At 63.0% G+C, this 16,415-nt stretch carries 18 protein-coding genes; 6 read left to right on the plus strand and 12 right to left on the minus strand.

Going from position 1 to position 16,415, the window contains the following annotated elements; translation table 11 throughout:
* Positions 1-3 precede the first annotated feature (3 nt).
* Positions 4-1,170: a GGDEF domain-containing protein gene (locus tag YA0848_RS29555; protein ID WP_034097164.1), complete on the plus strand. Its 1,167-nt coding sequence runs from the start codon at positions 4-6 to the stop codon at positions 1,168-1,170.
* An 8-nt stretch (positions 1,171-1,178) separates the two neighbouring features.
* Here YA0848_RS29555 and YA0848_RS29560 read toward each other — a convergent pair whose 3' ends face one another.
* The 3 genes from YA0848_RS29560 to YA0848_RS29570 all read right to left on the minus strand — a co-directional run bounded on the left by YA0848_RS29560 (position 1,179) and on the right by YA0848_RS29570 (position 5,672).
* Positions 1,179-3,365 carry a GAF domain-containing hybrid sensor histidine kinase/response regulator gene (locus YA0848_RS29560; protein WP_198712479.1) on the minus strand — a complete coding sequence of 729 codons (2,187 nt, stop codon included), beginning with the start codon at positions 3,363-3,365 and terminating at the stop codon, positions 1,179-1,181.
* A 159-nt stretch (positions 3,366-3,524) separates the two neighbouring features.
* On the minus strand, positions 3,525-4,382 hold the full coding sequence (locus YA0848_RS29565) for a CAP domain-containing protein (RefSeq protein WP_034097167.1): 858 nt from the start codon (positions 4,380-4,382) through the stop codon (positions 3,525-3,527).
* An 81-nt stretch (positions 4,383-4,463) separates the two neighbouring features.
* The gene (locus YA0848_RS29570) at positions 4,464-5,672 is read right to left on the minus strand and encodes an MFS transporter (RefSeq protein WP_034113264.1); all 1,209 of its coding nucleotides are present in this window, start codon (positions 5,670-5,672) and stop codon (positions 4,464-4,466) included.
* A gap of 113 nt (positions 5,673-5,785) precedes the next feature.
* Between YA0848_RS29570 and YA0848_RS29575 the strand changes: the two genes are divergently transcribed.
* Together YA0848_RS29575 and YA0848_RS29580 are read left to right on the plus strand one after the other, a co-directional pair.
* Positions 5,786-6,667 (plus strand): LysR family transcriptional regulator, encoded by an 882-nt coding sequence (locus tag YA0848_RS29575; protein ID WP_169903227.1) that lies wholly within the window; start codon positions 5,786-5,788, stop codon positions 6,665-6,667.
* 57 nt (positions 6,668-6,724) lie between these two features.
* Positions 6,725-7,405, plus strand: coding sequence for a GNAT family N-acetyltransferase (locus tag YA0848_RS29580; protein ID WP_034097172.1), 681 nt, complete (start codon positions 6,725-6,727; stop codon positions 7,403-7,405).
* On the opposite strand, the gene YA0848_RS29585 is transcribed toward YA0848_RS29580, so the two are convergent.
* On the minus strand, positions 7,386-7,988 hold the full coding sequence (locus YA0848_RS29585; RefSeq protein WP_034097174.1) for a TetR/AcrR family transcriptional regulator: 603 nt from the start codon (positions 7,986-7,988) through the stop codon (positions 7,386-7,388). The two genes, YA0848_RS29580 and YA0848_RS29585, sit on opposite strands and share 20 nt — an antisense overlap.
* A gap of 71 nt (positions 7,989-8,059) precedes the next feature.
* Between YA0848_RS29585 and YA0848_RS29590 the strand changes: the two genes are divergently transcribed.
* Positions 8,060-8,659 carry an NAD(P)H-dependent oxidoreductase gene (locus YA0848_RS29590; RefSeq protein WP_047881958.1) on the plus strand — a complete coding sequence of 200 codons (600 nt, stop codon included), beginning with the start codon at positions 8,060-8,062 and terminating at the stop codon, positions 8,657-8,659.
* Position 8,660: 1 nt separating this feature from the next.
* On the opposite strand, the gene YA0848_RS29595 is transcribed toward YA0848_RS29590, so the two are convergent.
* The 3 genes from YA0848_RS29595 to YA0848_RS29605 all read right to left on the minus strand — a co-directional run bounded on the left by YA0848_RS29595 (position 8,661) and on the right by YA0848_RS29605 (position 10,984).
* Complete coding sequence (locus tag YA0848_RS29595) at positions 8,661-9,050, minus strand: hypothetical protein (RefSeq protein ID WP_034097177.1); 390 nt, start codon at positions 9,048-9,050, stop codon at positions 8,661-8,663.
* Positions 9,051-9,081: 31 nt separating this feature from the next.
* Entirely contained in the window at positions 9,082-10,338 is a 1,257-nt protein-coding gene (locus tag YA0848_RS29600; protein ID WP_034137993.1) for a 3-phosphoshikimate 1-carboxyvinyltransferase, read from the minus strand.
* Positions 10,339-10,429: 91 nt separating this feature from the next.
* The gene (locus YA0848_RS29605) at positions 10,430-10,984 is read right to left on the minus strand and encodes a UPF0149 family protein (RefSeq protein WP_034113276.1); all 555 of its coding nucleotides are present in this window, start codon (positions 10,982-10,984) and stop codon (positions 10,430-10,432) included.
* A gap of 185 nt (positions 10,985-11,169) precedes the next feature.
* On the opposite strand from YA0848_RS29605, the gene YA0848_RS29610 reads away from it, so the two are divergent.
* Together YA0848_RS29610 and nudC are read left to right on the plus strand one after the other, a co-directional pair.
* The gene (locus YA0848_RS29610) at positions 11,170-11,982 is read left to right on the plus strand and encodes a crotonase/enoyl-CoA hydratase family protein (protein ID WP_198712478.1); all 813 of its coding nucleotides are present in this window, start codon (positions 11,170-11,172) and stop codon (positions 11,980-11,982) included.
* Between the two features lie 5 nt (positions 11,983-11,987).
* Positions 11,988-12,821, plus strand: coding sequence for an NAD(+) diphosphatase (nudC, locus tag YA0848_RS29615; protein WP_034097183.1), 834 nt, complete (start codon positions 11,988-11,990; stop codon positions 12,819-12,821).
* Here the strand turns inward: nudC and YA0848_RS29620 are convergent.
* The 5 genes from YA0848_RS29620 to YA0848_RS29640 all read right to left on the minus strand — a co-directional run.
* Positions 12,789-13,568, minus strand: coding sequence for a TSUP family transporter (locus YA0848_RS29620; RefSeq protein WP_034097184.1), 780 nt, complete (start codon positions 13,566-13,568; stop codon positions 12,789-12,791). The genes nudC and YA0848_RS29620 overlap by 33 nt on opposite strands.
* A 171-nt stretch (positions 13,569-13,739) precedes the next feature.
* Positions 13,740-14,456 carry a phosphatidylcholine synthase gene (gene pcsA, locus YA0848_RS29625; protein WP_034097185.1) on the minus strand — a complete coding sequence of 239 codons (717 nt, stop codon included), beginning with the start codon at positions 14,454-14,456 and terminating at the stop codon, positions 13,740-13,742.
* Between the two features lie 147 nt (positions 14,457-14,603).
* The gene (locus YA0848_RS29630; RefSeq protein ID WP_169903230.1) at positions 14,604-15,518 is read right to left on the minus strand and encodes a class I SAM-dependent methyltransferase; all 915 of its coding nucleotides are present in this window, start codon (positions 15,516-15,518) and stop codon (positions 14,604-14,606) included.
* 93 nt (positions 15,519-15,611) lie between these two features.
* Positions 15,612-16,100 carry a DUF1289 domain-containing protein gene (locus YA0848_RS29635; RefSeq protein ID WP_034097187.1) on the minus strand — a complete coding sequence of 163 codons (489 nt, stop codon included), beginning with the start codon at positions 16,098-16,100 and terminating at the stop codon, positions 15,612-15,614.
* Positions 16,101-16,187: 87 nt separating this feature from the next.
* A partial coding sequence (locus tag YA0848_RS29640) for a ribonucleotide-diphosphate reductase subunit beta (RefSeq protein ID WP_332874102.1) occupies positions 16,188-16,415 on the minus strand: 228 nt, incomplete at its 5' end.

Raw genomic sequence — 16,415 nt, forward strand, 5'->3', positions numbered from 1 at the left:
ACAATGGCGCCTTTGTCGCGGCAGTCGGATCAGGCGAATTTCATGAATGGCCTTGGGCGTGGGCAGGACCGGGATGACACTATCGAAGAGCAGGTGCGCACGGATCGTCTGCACCAGCTGTTCCGGCAGTCATTCGCGGCGATTTTGGGCAGTTACCTGGCCGCCGCCATGCTCTGCTGGCTGTGCTGGGACCGTCTTGATCAGCGCATCATGCTGGTCTGGCTGGTGACCCTTGGCGTTTCGTCACTGCTGCGCATCAAGATGTTCATGGAATGGTTCCGTTGCCCCTACAGCGAGCGCACGCCGGAGCGCTGGGAACGGCGTTACTGGATTACGCTGGTGCTCTCGGCCAGCATCTGGGGAGGCGGCGCATTTGCGCTGATTCCCACCGATGACCGGCTGTCCCAGGTGTTGGTCATGCTGTTTACGGTGGGCATGTCAGTCAGCGCGGTGTCGTGTTATTCGGCTTATCGCGCCATGACCGTGGCGTCCATCAGCCTGGTGCTGATGCCGTGCACCCTCTGGCTGTTGTGGCAGCCCTCGTCAATGCAAGTAGGGATTGCTATCGCGGTCCTGGTGTTTTCCACCTTTGTGTTCAGCGCCACGCGCAAATTGTCCGGGGCCCTGGAGAAGGCCTTTCGCCTGACCCGGCAAATGGAGCGTGCCCACTCCATCTCTACCCGCGCCGCACAAACCGATGAATTGACCGGGCTGATGAACCGCCGTGCATTTTTCGAGCGTGCCCAGGTGCTGTACGCGCAATGCCGACACAACCAGCAACCGTTGTGTGCGCTGATGATGGACATGGATCACTTCAAACAGATCAACGACACCTACGGCCACCAGGCCGGCGATCAGGTGTTGCGCCAGATCGGCGGGGTGATCAGTGCCTCGTTCCGTCAGGCCGACGTGTATGGCCGGCTGGGCGGCGAAGAATTTGCGGTGTTGCTGCCCAATACGTCCTTGGAAACCGCGCGTGCGATTGCCGAACAACTGATCAAGGCGATTTCCGGGTTGGCCGCCGAGCCGGTCAAGGGCTTGTCGGCCAGTCTCGGTGTAGCCTCCACCCATGATCACGACCAAGACCTGCACGGCCTGATGAACATGGCGGATAAAGCGCTGTATCGGGCCAAGGCCCAGGGACGTAACCAGGTGGCGCTGGCGGAGTAAGGCGCCTCTTAGTCCCGGAGTATCGCCTTGATCAGTACCCGTGAGACCTGATCGGCCGAGTAGGGCTTGGGCAGGAATTCAAAGCCTTCGTAGCCACTGTCAGCCAGCTCCTCGCTGTAGCCGGAGGTCAATACCACCGGCAGGTCGGCGCGACGTTGGCGCAGCTCCTTGGCCATGGCCACGCCGGTCATGCCAGGCATCACCACGTCCGAAAAAACCGCATCGAAGGCCAACGCCTGCGGACCCGCCAGGCGCAGGGCGTGTTCGGCATCGGTAGCCCACGTGGTCTGGTAGCCCAGATCCTGCAGGATCTGGCTGGCAAAGCGCCCCACCTCCAGATTGTCTTCCACGATCAGCACATGGCACTGCGTGGTGTCATGGACAGGCGTCGGTTCGTCCTGTGGGCGGTGTTGTGCCGAGTCCTGGGCCGCGACCTGCGGCAGGTACAGGGTAAACACCGAGCCCTGGCCCAGGGTGCTGGCTACATCGATATTGCCTCCCGACTGCTTGGCGAAGCCGAATACTTGGGACAGCCCCAGCCCCGTGCCTTTGCCCACGGCCTTGGTGGTAAAAAACGGTTCGAAAATGCGCTCGACGGTGTCGCCGGGAATGCCGGGGCCGGTGTCGGCCAGGGCAATGGCGATATGCGGCTGGCGCGAACCGGCCTCGCCGCGTATGCGCGGCAGGGGCTGTTGACCGGTCAGCCGCAAGGTGAGGGTGCCGTGGCCGTCCATGGCGTCCCGCGCATTGAGGGCGATGTTGATCAGTGCGGTTTCGAACTGGCTTGAATCTATCCGCGCAAAACACGGCTGCGTCGGTAACTCCACCCGCACCTGGATGCGCGCACCGGTGACGCTTTCGAGCATTTCGCCGATATTTTGCACGCGCTGGCCGACGTCGAAGACTTCCGGGTTCAGCGGCTGGCGCCGGGCGAAGGCGAGCAACTGGCTGGTCAACTTGCTGGCGCGCTCGACGGTGTCCGAGACCGCGCTCATGTAACGCTGGCGGCGTTCTTCAGAGAGCCCTGGCTGGCGCAGAAAATCCACCGAGGAACGGATGATGGTCAGCAGGTTATTGAAGTCGTGGGCCACACCCCCGGTTAACTGGCCGATGGCTTCCAGCTTCTGCGATTGGCGCAGGGCGGCTTCGGTCTGGGCCAGCGCCAGGGTGCGTTCTTCGACGCGCTGCTCCAGGGTGGTGTTGAGTTCGGCGTAGGCGGCCAGGCCGGCGCGCACATCGGCGTCGGCACGCACGCGCTCGATATAGGCCCAGGAGCGCTCGGTGACTTCCCGCAGCACCGCCAGGTCGTAGTGCGACCACGGCCGCGCAACTTTGTCATGCACCGCCATCAGGGCGGTAAGACGGCCGTTGCGGATCAGCGGCATGCAGATGGTGGCGGTCACCCCCAGCGTCTGGAATTGCTCGGCCTCGTGGGGCGGCAGTTCGCGCAAGTTGTTGTGGATCACCAGCGGCTCACCGGCGCGTAGGCACTTAACCGCGCGTTCGCCAAACGCCGCTAGGCTATAACGACCGATAATGCTCGGCGAGCCGGGGGCGGTCCAGTTGTCGCGGATGGTGAAGCCGTCTTCATCGGCATCCATATCGGCGTAGGCGCAATTGCTCACCTGCAAGTGCTCGGCCAGCAGGCGGGTGGTGTCAGTCATGATCGCCTGGGCGTCGTTGGCGTTGGCCACCGCGTTGCCGATGGCGTCCAGCAACGCCAGGCGGCGCGCGTGAAACACCGTGGCGGTGGTTTCGGTGACGGTATCGAGCATGCCGACCACTTTGCCTCGCGGATCGCGGATCGGGCTGTAGCAGAACGTGAAGTACGCCTGTTCCGGTGCGGGCCCGCGTTTGATCACCAGCGGGAAATTCTCGATATAGGTGGCGTGCCCTTCGAAGGCCGCGCTGGCGATGGGACGCACTTCGTCCCACACCTCGCTCCAGATTTCGCTGAAAGGACGGCCCAGAGCGTAGGGCTTGTTACCCAGGATCGGAATAAACGCATCGTTGTAGAGCGTGATCATTTGCGGCCCCCAGACGATTGCCTGAGGGAAACTCGACGCGAAACACAGCGCAACGGTGGTCTTCAAGACATCTGGCCACTGCTCCAATGGCCCCAGGGGCGTACTTGCCCAATCATGCTGACGAACCTGTTCGGCCATGTCGCTGCTGCTTTGCAGCCAATTCATCATTGGGGTCACACCTTGTTTGCCACAGTCTGTCGTCGCCTGGAGTGCCCAGGCTGCCAAGCTACAGACCGGAATGCCCGCCGCCAGTTCAGCGGATTATCCACGAGATGGCATTTTGATGCTCTATTCGTTTGAGGGGCGACGAGGGCGGTCAACCACCCTCTATTGCTGCGGAGTGCCGAACATGGCGGTCCAATAGATGCCCGCATCGCTCTTGGGGTCCATGGCATAGGCCGCGCCCAGTTCGCGAAACTGCGGGTTCATCAGGTTGGCGCAATGGCCGGGGCTGGCGAGCCAGCCGTCCACCACCTTGCGCGGAGTATCCAGGCCGGCGGCGATGTTTTCCCCAATGGATTTGGCGGTATAGCCGGCCAGTTCCGCACGGTCACCTGGGGTTCTGCCCTCATGGTCCAGATGATCGAAGAAGTTGCCGTTGGCCATGTTGCGCGTGTGGCCGTTGGCTGCGGCGGCCAGGGTGTCGTTCCAGGCCAGCGGGGTGGTGGCGGTAAACGCTTGGGTGCCGCACTGGTGCGCTTGAGCGCGGGCGGCATTGACCAGACTGAGCAATTGCTTGCCTTCGGTCTGCCAGTCGCCCCGGCCGCTGGACAGCAGCGGGCGCGCCAGCACGATGCGCCAGTCCTGGCCCGTGTTGCTCACGCCGATGTCGACGTATTGCGGGTCCAGCACCACCCGGCAGAAGCTCTCGCTTACTGCCTTCATGGCCGCAGCGGCATCCTTGGGCCCGGACAGGCTGATGGCCTGCACATTCACCATCGGGTACGCAGCCCGCGCCAGCGCCTGCTGCAGGTCGCCGGCGTTATTGGCTGGCAGCACCAGGCGCGCGTCGCTGGTCAGCGGCGGCAACTCCTGGGAACCCTGATCGCCGCAGCGTTGCACCTGGCTGCGGTAGGCATTGATCTGTTGTACCAACTGACTTTCTTCATTCGCCATCGCGCTGGCGCAGAACACCGTACTGGCGGCCAGCGTCGTAAGACCCATCATCAATGACAGAACGCGCATGGACGTTACCCTTGAGCTTGAAAGTGCCCATGATGCGCGAAGTAACCCGGTCCGGCGCAACGCCTTTTTTGTTTTTTTGCCTCAACGGGTGTTCAGCGGCGGCGTAACGCTGGCAATGCGGCAAACTGCCATCGCAGCGGCCAGAACGATCAGCCCCACCGCGACGCGGAACGTGACGTGCAGTCCATGGGTGACAGATTCAGGCGTGGCGTGGATGACATCCGGACTGGCCCAGGTGAATACCGCGCCCAATGCTGAGGTGCCGAGGATCAGGCCCAGGTTGCGTGACAGGTTGAGCAGGCCCGAGACCGTGCCGCGGCGGGAGGCGTCCACGTCGCTCATCACCGCGGTGTTGTTGGCGGCTTGGAACAGGCTGTAGCCGCAGGTCAGAATCACCAGCGCGCCCAGATAAGCCATCAGCCCCGACGCCAGGGACAGCAGCAGCGCGCCGCCCAGCAATGTGCTTAGCCCGACCAGTGTGACGCGGCGGCTGCCCAGGCGGTCGGTCAGGCGTCCGGCCGGCACGCCGGTGAGCGCGGCGACACCCGGCCCTACAGCCATTGCCAGGCCCATCCATTCAGGCGCGAGGCCCAGGCCGCGAGACAGGTAAAACGGCCCGACCACGAAGGTGGCCATGATCACCGCCGACACCAGCGCGCTCATGGCCAGGCCGGCGCGTAATGGCGCGGCTTTCAAGGGCGACCACAGGCTGCCGGGTACGCGTGCGTGCGGCAGATCCACCGGCAGATAGCGCCAGGCCAGGGCGGCGGCCAATACCCCCAGGGGCGTGCCCACCATAAACAACGCGTGCCAACCCCATAGGCTGAGCAACACGCCGCCGACACTGGGGCCCATCGCCGTACCGAGTGCCGACATGGTGCCCAGCAGGCCCATGACTCGGCCGATACGCTCCTTGGATACGGTATCGCCCACCAGACCCATGGCCATGGCCATCATGCTTGCCGCGCCGAGGCCTTGCAGCACACGCGCGGCGATCAAGCCATTCAATGAGGGGGCAACGCCGCACACGGTGCTCGCCACCGCGAACAGCAACAGCCCAGCAATCAACACCCGACGGCGCCCCAGGCGATCACCCAAACGACCCGCACTGACGATCACCGCCGTGATGCCCAGCAGGTACGCCAGCACCGCCCACTGCACCGCCGGGAACGCTGCATTGAAGGTCTGTGCCAGCGTCGGCAGGCCGACGTTGGCGATGCTGGTGCCCAGCGAGGCCAGCAGCATGGACAAGCACAGGCTGACTAGAGCACCGCGCGAAGAGATGGGCATGGGGAACTCCTTGACTGAAGGTGACTGACAGAACTCTACGGCCTGGCCTAACATGGCGGAAGACGCATGGATTGCATTAAATACCTGCATAAAACGCCTTCTTGGGAGCGCTGATGCCTGATCTGAACCTGTTGATCACCCTGGACGTGCTGCTCGCCGAGGGTAGCGTGGAACGTGCGGCCAAGCGCCTGCACTTGAGCCCTTCGGCCATGAGCCGGGCCTTGGCGCGTCTGCGGCACACCACGGGCGATCCGTTGTTGGTGCGTGCCGGTCGTGGCTTGGTGCCGACGCCTCATGCGTTGGCGTTGCGCGAGCAGGTCAGCCGCTTGGTGCAGGAGGCCCAGGCGGCCCTGCGCCCGGCGCAAGCGGTGGACATGGCCCAGGTCGAGCGCACCTTTACGTTGCGCACCAGCGAAGAGTTCATCGAGTGTTTCGGCGCCGCGTTGCTCCGGCGTATCGCTCAAGAAGCGCCGGACGTGCGTCTGCGTCTGCTGAGTAAAACCGACAAGGACACTGCACCGCTGCGCGACGCCCGTGTGGATCTGGACATCGGCGTGGTCGACCCCAGCGCCGGCCCCGAGGTGCTGACCCAGGCGCTGTTCCGCGATCGCTTGGTGGGCGTGGTGCGCAACGGCCATCCCCTCAGTCGCGGCACGGTCAGCCTGCAACGCTACGCCGAAGGCCAACACCTCTATGTGTCGCGGCGAGGCCAGGACCGTGGCCAGATCGACGATGCCCTGCAAGCCCTGGGCGTTACGCGGCAGATCCACACCATAGTCGCCGGGTTCGCCACTGCCATCGCCCTGGCACGGGACACCGACCTGATAGCCAGCGTCCCCGAACGCTATATTGCCCAGCGCAACGAGCTGTTCTGCTTTGAACTGCCGCTGAGCCTGCCCACCTTCAGCGTAGCCATGCTTTGGCACCCGCGACTGGACGCGGACCCGGCCCACCGCTGGCTGCGCGGCTGCCTGCGTGAGGTGTGCGGGCCATGAACCGGGTGTAACAGGTACAATCGCCGCTGCCTTGAAGCCCAACCCCCAGGAATGTGCATGTTCAGCCTTACCCGTTACACCACGCCGTGCCCCGAGCCTATCAATGGTCAGATCCTGCAGATGGTGGTGGACAACCTCACCGATATCAGCAGCGTCGCGCTGCCCCCCAGCAACCTGCTGTACAACATCTACCAATACGCCATCGGCTTCGAGGTGCACTTGTATCTGGAGGCGCTGAACGGTGAGAAGGGCATTGCGGTCGAGCTGGTGGTGGCGACGGATGCCCAGGACCCGGAACAGGTCATTGGGTTTCTGTTGTGTTTACCGGTCAAGGATGACCCCGAGGCCTGCGGCATTCCCTTTATGGCCGTGCAGGCCGGTTCGCGGCGCCACGGGGTAGGGCGCGCCATGATGCAGGACGTGCTGGCTCGCTACCCCCATGCGGAGCTGGCTTGCTCGGTGGAAAAGGTGCCGGCCTTCGAGGCCATGGGGTTCCAGGTGCGCGGCGCACGCGATACCCAGGTGCTGATGAACACGCGTAACTACGGCACCGACGGGCTGATGGGCGTGCTGGACGTGGCCGCGATCTACCGCTCCCTTGAGGTGCAGCAGATCCATACCTACCTGCTGCAACGGCACGGCAAACGCGCGATGGTCGACGCCGAGCGCCAGCGCGACCGCCACTTGGATCAGCTGGCGCGCAAGGTGCAGGCGTTCGTCACGGGCGAGCGCGGTTAATCATCGCTGCAATGATCGCCTGCAATTCCTGCTGTGCTTCTTCACGGCTGACCTCGCCATTGGCCGCTGCGTGGGACAACGCTTCGGCCGCCCCGAGCATGGCCCTCAAGCCGGCTTGAGGCACTGTGCCGGAGGGGGCGAAGGGCGCCAGAGCATCGCGGCATTTGTCGAGGAAGATCGCTTCGTACTTGCGCTTGAGGGTTTCCAGTTCCGGGGAACTGTTCAAGGCCGCGATCACGCCTGGGATTTCCCGCCCCTGCAATAGCACACAATCGATGTAGCACGCGGCAATCACTCTAGCGCGGCCTTCCAGGGTAGCGTCGCTGGTGTCGAGTGCGTCGACAAACGCCTGGTTCTGGCGCGCGTCGAAATCTTCGTACAGCGCCGCCAGTAACCCCGCACGGGTGACAAAATGGTCGTAGACCACCGGCTTGGTGACGCCGGCCAGTTCTGCCACACGGCCCAGGGTCAGGGCATCGGTGCCTTCATCGCGCACCAGCTGCCAGGCCACCTCCAATAATTGTTGCAGGCGATCTTCACGGGACAGACGACGGCGGGGTGCAGGAGATTCGTGGCTTGACATGCTTATATACCAAAAGTAACTTACTGTTCGTAACTTAAGCCCAGAGCCTAAACTGAACCGGAGTGAATGTCATGCACGCACTGATCGTTGTCGCCCATCACGACCCACAATCCCTGACCCACAGCATTGCCGCCCAGGTTGCCCATGGCCTGCGCCTATCGGATCACACCTCTGAAATCGCCGACCTCGCCGCCGAGGGCTTCGACCCGCGTTACAGCGCTGCCGACCATCGGGTGCATCGCGAACGCGCCGCACCACCGGCCGATGTGCTGGCCGAACAGGCCCGCATCGACCGCGCCGATGCGTTGGTTCTGGTGTTTCCCATTTATTGGTGGTCGATGCCCGGCCTGCTCAAGGGTTGGATTGACCGTGTATTCGTCAACGGTTGGGCCATCGACTACGGCCCGGACACCCCGGTGGTGAAAAAACTCGGGCATTTACACGTGCACCTGCTGGCGCTTGGCGCGGCGGACTTCAGCGCGTACGAACGGCATGGTTATGCCCAATCGATGCACACGCAGATTGACTACGGCATCTTTGATTACTGTGGCGCGAAGGTGCTCACGTCCGACCTGCTACTGGACTCGGAAAGCGGCAGCGCAGAGGCCCATTTGAGCACCGCGAGAACCGTGGGCCAGGGGCTGTTCAAGGCCGAAACGGTGGCGGGCTGACTTACCCGTCGCGAAACAGGTCGTGGGCGTCCAGCAGGCGGTAGGCGATCTCCGGGCGTTTTTCCATGCCCCGGCGAATCGCCGCCGGAATCGCTTGGCGGGTTTTGCGACATAGCCCGGGCAGGTCGTCGATGACGATCTGAATGCCGCGCATGCTTTTGACTTCGGTGTGGCCCGGCGCGATGTGTACGCGGATGCCCAGCAGTTCGTACATGCGTTGTTGCATGCGTTCCAGGTCTTGCAGGTTTTGCAGGTTTTCCAGGCGTTCGAGCAGGCGTTTCTCTTCCTGGCGGGTCAGGCCGAGGATGCGCAAGTCCGCCTCGGGCGCTTGCAGCAATTGCTCGCGCTCGCATACGCAGGCGCCGGGTGGGCAGGGTTGGCGAATGTTCATGTTCAGTCCTCCCCATTCCGGCGCGCCGGGCTCAATAGGTCAGCGCGACACCCAGGCTGCTCAAGGCCTTCCAGTAGTCGGGATAGGTCTTGGCCACGCAGTCCGGGTCCTGGATGCGAATGCCCGCCACCTTCAAGCCGGCCAGGGCAAAGCACATGGCGATGCGATGGTCGGCGTGGGTGTCGATCAGCGCGGTGCAGGCGGTGCCGGCCAACGCCGGGTCGCTGGCCACCAGCAGGTCGTCGCCTTCGATGGTCGCCAGGCCGGGGCGGATTTCATTCAGGCCGTCATGCAGCGCCTGCACCCGGTCACATTCCTTGACGCGTAGGTTGGCCAGTTCGGTAAAGCGTACCGGGGTGTTGTTGAACGCCGCCAGCACTGCCAGGGTGGGGATCGCGTCCTGCATCTGCGAGCCCACTACCGTGGCCTGCATATCCGGGAACTGGGCGATCACCGCCTGCGCCTTGGCGTCCGGCTGGGTGAAATCCTGGGCCGCTACACCGATGTCGATACGGCCGCCAGTCAACACTTCGGCGGCCCACAGGTAGGTGGCGGCGGAGGCGTCGGGTTCGATCAGGTAATCATGGGCGGTGTAGCCAGTGGGGGCGACGCGCCAGGTGGTGTCGTCGACGGCATCGACCTGCGCTCCGAAGGCGCGCATGCAGTCCAGGGTCAGGTCCACATAGCCACGGGCGCCGATGTCCTTGCCGGTCAGCGCCACTTCAATCGGCGCTTCACCGCAGGCGGCAAGCATCAGCAGGGCCGATACGTATTGGCTGGACAACCCGCCGTCGATCTCGAAGCGCTTGGCCTGCACCTTGCCCGTGCCGTGCACGGTGACTGGCGGGCAGCCGCTCGGGCTGTCGACCTGGATGCCGTTCTGCCCGAGGGTGGCCAGCAGCGGGCCAATGGGGCGCTTGCGCATGTAGTCGTCGCCATCGAGCACCACGGTGCCTTGCACGGTGGCCACGGCGGCGGTGAGAAAGCGCATGGCGGTGCCGGCGTTGCCGAGGAACAGCGGTTGCGCCGGCAACTGCAACTTGCCCTGACCGGTGACCACGAACGTGGTGTCGTCCGGCTCCTCAATGGTCACGCCCATCTGGCGCAGGGCCACCGACATGTGGCGGGTATCGTCGCTTTTCAGTGCACCACTCAAACGGCTGGTGCCCTTGGCTAGGGCCGCCAGCAGCAATGCACGGTTGGTAATGGATTTGGAGCCGGGGGGCGCGACCTTGCCGATGAGCGGGGCGTTGGGCGGGGTAACGGTCACGGTTTTCTGCGAACTCAAGGTACAAGGCTCCTGATTCAAGGCAAGGTGGCACGGAGTGGCCGACGGGGCGGACCCGAATAATCGGGCATTGATGCCGTGCTGTCGAGGCTTAGCGCTGGCTCGACCAGTAATCATGCAACGCCCGCGCCGCCGGTTCGATCTGGCCGGCGCGCTGCTGGTGGGCCTGGATATCCAGGTCGGCGGGCAATTCAAAGTTGTCCTGTTCGGCGCACCAGGAGATTTTCTCCAGGTTCGCTGCCTGTTCCGTCGGCAGCGGCGGCCAGTTACCGATGGCAGCACCACGGATGTAGCCGAAGCACCATTCTTCAGCCAGGGTCACCGTCTGTGCCCGATGCTCGGTTTCGTCGAAGCGCGGCGTGAAGCCCGGGGCGTCGCCGGCCAGTTGCGCCGCCAGGGTGTTGAGGTAGCGCACGCACAGCTCCAGAAACTGCTGCGCCTCGTCGGCGCTTTCCCACTCGGGGTTCTGGCCGCCCCAGATCGCCGGGAACCACTCGGCGATGTCTACCGGCGCCGGGCCTGAGACCAGCGCGGTGAAGTAGCCGTCGAGTTCGGCCACGTTCAACACGGAGTGGTCATCGCCGTACTTGAGCAGGGTGTCTTCCAGGGCGGCGAAATCGGCGGGGGCGAGGGGCTGGGCGTGCATGGGCATATCCTTTAAACGTCGAACGCCGCGCACTGCGCGGCTCAAAGCACGAAGGATGGCGTGTGCGCGGGGTTTTATCCAGCCTCTTTTCCATCCCGCTGGCCAGTCCCGCTTTTGGCCGATGCGCCGTCGCGCACCCTTGTTATAGTCTGGGCCTTCTCCTTCGCCAGTCAGGGATCATGGCCATGTCCGAATACCAAGCCTTTGTCGTCGAACTCAACGGCAACATTGCCCATGTGCAGATCAACCGCCCGGAAAAAATCAACGCGATGAATGCCGCGTTCTGGACCGAGATCATCGACATTTTCCAATGGATCGACGACACCGATGCCGTGCGCGCCGTGGTGCTCAGCGGTGCCGGCAAGCATTTTTCCTCCGGTATCGACCTGATGATGCTGGCCTCGGTGGCCAATGACCTGGGCAAAGACGTGGGCCGCAACGCGCGCTTGCTGCGGCGCAAGATTCTCGAACTGCAAGCTTCATTCAATGCCGTGGACAATTGCCGCAAGCCAGTGCTGGCGGCGATCCAGGGCTATTGCATCGGTGGCGCCATCGACCTGATCAGTGCCTGTGACATGCGCTATGCCGCCGAAGATGCGCAGTTCTCTATCAAGGAAATCGATATCGGCATGGCCGCCGACGTCGGCACGCTGCAACGCCTGCCGCGCATCATCGGCGACGGTATGCTGCGCGAACTGGCTTACACCGGGCGCATGTTCGGCGCAGAAGAGGCGCGAAGCATCGGCCTGGTCAACCGTGTGTATGCCGATCACGACAGCCTGTTGGCCGGCGTGCTGGAGATCGCCCGGGACATCGCGGCCAAATCGCCGATTGCCGTGACCGGCACCAAGGCAATGATCAGCTATATGCGTGACCATACGGTCAATGACGGGCTGGAATACGTTGCCACCTGGAACTCGGCTATGTTGCAATCCAACGACCTGCGTGTGGCCATGGCGGCCCATATGAGCAAGCAGACACCCGAATTCGTGGATTGATAGACATGACCCCAGGCTGGATTACCACAACGCTTCTGGACAACGACACCCCTGGCGGCTGGGCTGTCGCCCGCAGCCGCGAAGGCTTTTTACATGACGCCAATGGCCCGCTGTTTCCGCGGGAGTGGCTCAAGCGTCAGGACCTTTCGGTGTTCGCCGAACACGGTATCGGCCACCTCGACGGCGAGCCGGTGTACCTGCTTGAGCTAAACGCCCCCAGCGATGTGCTCGGCTGCAGTTGGCAGGGCTTGCGCGGTTTTATGCTGCAAGGTGATCACACCCTGTACAAAGTGCTGGGTTACGCCGCGCAGATCGGCACCTGGGCCCGCGAGCACCGCTTTTGCGGCAGCTGCGGCCTGGCCATGGTGCAAGTGCCACGCGAACGGGCAATGTATTGCCAGGCGTGCGACCTACGCAGTTACCCGCGCATCTCGCCGAGCATGATCGTGCTGGTGACCCGTGGCGACGAAATCCTGCTGGCCCGTTCGCCGCGCTTTGTGACCGGGGTCTACAGCACGTTGGCCGGGTTTGCCGAGCCGGGGGAGTCGGCCGAAGACTGCCTGATTCGCGAGGTGCGCGAGGAAGTGCAGGTGGAGGTACAGAATATCCAGTACATGGGCAGCCAGTGCTGGCCGTTCCCCCATTCGATGATGCTCGGCTTCCATGCCGAGTACGCCGGTGGCGACATCGTGCCCCAGGCCGACGAGATCGAGGACGCGCAGTGGTTCAACATCCATGACCTGCCGCCGTTGCCGGCGTCGCGTTCGATTGCGCGCTACCTGATCGACCTCTACGTGGCGCGCCGCTTAGGCCACGCTGAACCAGTGCTGCCAGGCTAAGCGCACGGTCAGGCCGAGGACCACGGTGATAAACACAGGACGAATGAATTTGGCGCCGCCGCTGATCGCGCTGCGAGCGCCAAAGAAGGCCCCGCCCATCACCGAAATCCCCATCGCCAGGCCGACTATCCAGTCCACCGAACCGTTGAAGATAAACACCGACAGCGCTGCCGCGTTGCTGACGAAGTTCATGCTGCGCGCCACACCGCTGGCCTTGACCAGGTCGATGGGGTGCAGCAGCAGGGTGCTGACGGTCCAGAACGCCCCGGTGCCCGGGCCTGCTACGCCATCGTAGAAGCCCAGGCCGAAGCCTTGGGTGGCCTGCCACTTTTTCTTGATCGGCGCGTCGACGTCCAGCGGCGCCTTGGGCGTGCCGCCGAACAGCAGGTAAAGGCCGCAGGCGAATACGATCACCGGCAGCATTTTGTTCAAGGCCTCGGCTGGCAGGTAGTGGGCGACCACCGCACCGGCCAGCGCGCCCACCAGCGTGCCGACGATGGCGTGCATCCATTGACGCGGGTGAAACAGCTTGCGGCGGTAAAACGTGAAACTGGCGGTGGCCGAGCCGAACGTGGAACTGAGCTTGTTGGTGCCCAGCACCAAGTGCGGCGGCATGCCGGCGGTGAGCAGCGCCGGGGTGGTCAACAGCCCGCCACCGCCGGCGATGGCATCAATAAAACCGGCAATAAAGGCCACGATGGCGAGGATGGCGAGGGTGGTGAGGTCAACGCTGAGTTCGAAGGGCATGGGCAGGGCTTATGGTTGGCAGGGCGCTATGCGGAAGGTCGCCATCTTACCTGCCGAATGTATGCAGAACCAACTGTGGGAGGGTGCCTACCCCCCGATTGCGGTGTATCAGTGACAGATAAGCTGACTGACACATCGCCATCGGGGGGCAGCCCCATCCCACCTATTTGGCTATTTGTGGGTGCCCAGCCACTCCAGCGCGGTGCGCCAGATGCAAATCCCCAGAAAGTACGCCGACATCAGCGACCACAAGCCGAATGTCCACGGATTGGTGTTGGGATAATCCACGACCATCAAAAAGCTGCACAGCAACCAGATGGTGGTCACCGCGATATTGATCGGCATAAAGCGCTTGACCCGAAACGGGTGCAGAAACTTCATCGGCGTGACGGTCAGCAGGGCCAAACCGATGACCGTCAGCAAGGTGACCCACGCGTCCGGCTGGATGATGTACACGCACAGGGCTACCACGTTCCAGGCGGCGGGGAAGCCGACGAAGTAGTTGTCCTTGCTTTTCATATTGACGTTGCAGAAGCAGAACAAGGACGACACCAGGATCACCGACACGGTAAACAGATGGGTGAACTCCGGCAGGTCGATGTAGCGGTAGATAAACAGCGCGGGGATAAACACGTAGGTGAGGTAATCGATCACCAAATCCAGCACCGAACCGTCGAAGCTCGGCAGCACCGTGCTGACATTGACGCGCCGCGCCAGGGAGCCGTCGAGGCCATCCACCACCAGCGCCAGGCCCAGCCACAGCAGGCAAGCCTTAGGCGAGTTTTCCAGCAGGGCCAGGGTGGCCAGGAAGGCCAGGACCACACCGGTGGCGGTAAAGCCGTGGGCGCCCCAGGCTTTGATTCTGGCTACATGCAGGGTCGATATCACGGGCGGTTCTCCAAAGGTGGAACGGGGCAGCCGACAACGTGACGCGGTCGAGTCTGGCCGGGGAATGCAGGTATCGACCGGGAAGGGGGGGATAAGGTTCACCGCCCGGCGTCTTGCTTAGGGTAGCAAGCGTAGGACGTTTCGGCATCAGCTCTGGCGAAACACCAGGGCTTTGAGGCCACTTTGTGGGTCGACGTCGGGAAATTCCGGCGGGTTCGCCAGGCGCTGTACGAAATGCAGCCCCGGCGCTTCGCGGGTCACGCCATCGATCAGGAAGTCTTCGCCGAAGGCCGGATCGTTCATGCACGCCAGCACCGTGCCCTGAGCGGTCAGCAGTTCCGGCAGGCGTCGCAGCACGCGCTGATAGTCCTTGGTCAGCAGAAAACTGCCTTTCTGGAACGATGGCGGGTCGATGATCACCAGATCATAGGGGCCGTTGTTGATCACTTTTGCCCAGGATTTGAACAGGTCATGGCCAAGAAACGTGACGCCGCTCAGGTCATGGCCGTTGAGCCGATGATTATCGCGGCCACGGCTCAGGGCGCCGCGCGCCATGTCCAGATTCACTACATGCTCGGCACCGCCTTCGATGGCCGCCACGGAAAAGCCGCAGGTGTAGGCAAACAGATTGAGCACGCGCTGGCCCTTGGCCTGTTCGCGCACCCATTGGCGCCCGTAGCGCATATCGAGGAACAACCCTGTGTTCTGCTTTTTACCCAGGTCGATCAGGTAACGCAGGCCGCCCTCGGTGATGATCCGCTCGTCGATCGCTTGCCCCACCAGCCATTCGGTGGTGCTTTGTGGCAAGTAACGGTGTTGCAGGGCAACCGTGTGCGCGCTGAACTCGCTTTGCAGCAGCTGTTTCAGGGCTTCCAGCTGTGCCGCCTGCGGCTCCTTGAATAGCGAGACCAGCAGCACGCCTTGCAGCCAATCCACCGTCAGTTGCTCCAGGCCCGGCCAGCAACGGCCACGGCCGTGGAACAGGCGTCGGGTTTCACTGGGCGGGTTGGCCAGGGCCGTCAGCAGGTGAGCGTGGAGGGTAGCGAGTGCGTCTGGGGTCATCGTTGAGCATCGGGTTGTTGAGCGGGCGGCATTTTAACCACACGCGAGGATTGGAGCGGTATGAAGTGACACACAACGGCCTGAATTTGAGCGCTATAAGGCGGCAATCAGAGCAGGCCCAAAGGCGTCCTTGAGGAAATTCGGCGCGATATATCGCTGGTAATGCGCCTCGGACAACAGGAAAAACTCCCGATCGATGGCATCGCGCAAATCCGCCAGATGGCGTTCGCGAAACTCCGGCAACAGCGCCAGACCGTAAGCATCCAGGCGGGAGATCACCCGCGCACCGCGCGCGATCAACTGATACGCCCAGCAATATGGCGACTGCTGGGGCATAAAACGGATCTGGCGGTCCTGCAACTGCTGACGCAAGCGTTCGGGGTCGAACACTTCCAACTTGCTGGCCATCACCTGCACCAGCAACTGCTCCAGACGCTGCCACACCGCGCGCTTTTCCTCGGCGTTGTAGCCATTCCACTGGATCACTTCATGGTGATAACGCTTGCAACCCCGGCAGACCAGGTCACCGTACACGGTGGAGCACAGGCCGACGCAGGGGGTCTTGATGGTTTGGTTAGGCATAAAAGGCTATTAGCAAAGTCTGTAGCGCCCCGCGGCGCCCATGTTGGGGCGGGCAAGCCCGCTCCCACATTGATGCGTGTTCGTGGATCAGTCCCAGCTCAGCGCACCGCCGGTCTGGTACTCGATCACGCGGGTTTCGAAGAAGTTTTTCTCTTTCTTCAAGTCCATGATCTCGCTCATCCATGGGAACGGGTTGGTGGTCCCCGGATACTCTTCCTTCAAGCCAATCTGCGACAGGCGACGGTTAGCGATGAACTTGAGGTAATCCTCCATCATCGCTGCGTTCATGCCCAATACACCGCGCGGCATGGTGTC

This window comes from Pseudomonas sp. S4_EA_1b (assembly GCF_016307435.1).
Lineage (GTDB): Bacteria > Pseudomonadota > Gammaproteobacteria > Pseudomonadales > Pseudomonadaceae > Aquipseudomonas > Aquipseudomonas rhodesiae.

What these genes read in the sequence shown, in the direction of transcription:
- YA0848_RS29620 (WP_034097184.1), bottom strand. Translation starts at nt 13,568, where the DNA reads ATGCCCTTCGAACTCAGCGTTGACCTCACCACCCTCGCCATCCTCGCC.
- YA0848_RS29570 (WP_034113264.1), bottom strand. Translation starts at nt 5,672, where the DNA reads ATGCCCATCTCTTCGCGCGGTGCTCTAGTCAGCCTGTGCTTGTCCATG.
- YA0848_RS29610 (WP_198712478.1), top strand. Translation starts at nt 11,170, where the DNA reads ATGTCCGAATACCAAGCCTTTGTCGTCGAACTCAACGGCAACATTGCC.
- YA0848_RS29555 (WP_034097164.1), top strand. Translation starts at nt 4, where the DNA reads ATGGCGCCTTTGTCGCGGCAGTCGGATCAGGCGAATTTCATGAATGGC.
- YA0848_RS29565 (WP_034097167.1), bottom strand. Translation starts at nt 4,382, where the DNA reads ATGCGCGTTCTGTCATTGATGATGGGTCTTACGACGCTGGCCGCCAGT.
- YA0848_RS29595 (WP_034097177.1), bottom strand. Translation starts at nt 9,050, where the DNA reads ATGAACATTCGCCAACCCTGCCCACCCGGCGCCTGCGTATGCGAGCGC.
- YA0848_RS29630 (WP_169903230.1), bottom strand. Translation starts at nt 15,518, where the DNA reads ATGACCCCAGACGCACTCGCTACCCTCCACGCTCACCTGCTGACGGCC.
- YA0848_RS29560 (WP_198712479.1), bottom strand. Translation starts at nt 3,365, where the DNA reads ATGATGAATTGGCTGCAAAGCAGCAGCGACATGGCCGAACAGGTTCGT.
- YA0848_RS29590 (WP_047881958.1), top strand. Translation starts at nt 8,060, where the DNA reads ATGCACGCACTGATCGTTGTCGCCCATCACGACCCACAATCCCTGACC.
- YA0848_RS29580 (WP_034097172.1), top strand. Translation starts at nt 6,725, where the DNA reads ATGTTCAGCCTTACCCGTTACACCACGCCGTGCCCCGAGCCTATCAAT.
- YA0848_RS29575 (WP_169903227.1), top strand. Translation starts at nt 5,786, where the DNA reads ATGCCTGATCTGAACCTGTTGATCACCCTGGACGTGCTGCTCGCCGAG.
- YA0848_RS29585 (WP_034097174.1), bottom strand. Translation starts at nt 7,988, where the DNA reads ATGTCAAGCCACGAATCTCCTGCACCCCGCCGTCGTCTGTCCCGTGAA.
- YA0848_RS29635 (WP_034097187.1), bottom strand. Translation starts at nt 16,100, where the DNA reads ATGCCTAACCAAACCATCAAGACCCCCTGCGTCGGCCTGTGCTCCACC.
- YA0848_RS29605 (WP_034113276.1), bottom strand. Translation starts at nt 10,984, where the DNA reads ATGCACGCCCAGCCCCTCGCCCCCGCCGATTTCGCCGCCCTGGAAGAC.
- nudC (WP_034097183.1), top strand. Translation starts at nt 11,988, where the DNA reads ATGACCCCAGGCTGGATTACCACAACGCTTCTGGACAACGACACCCCT.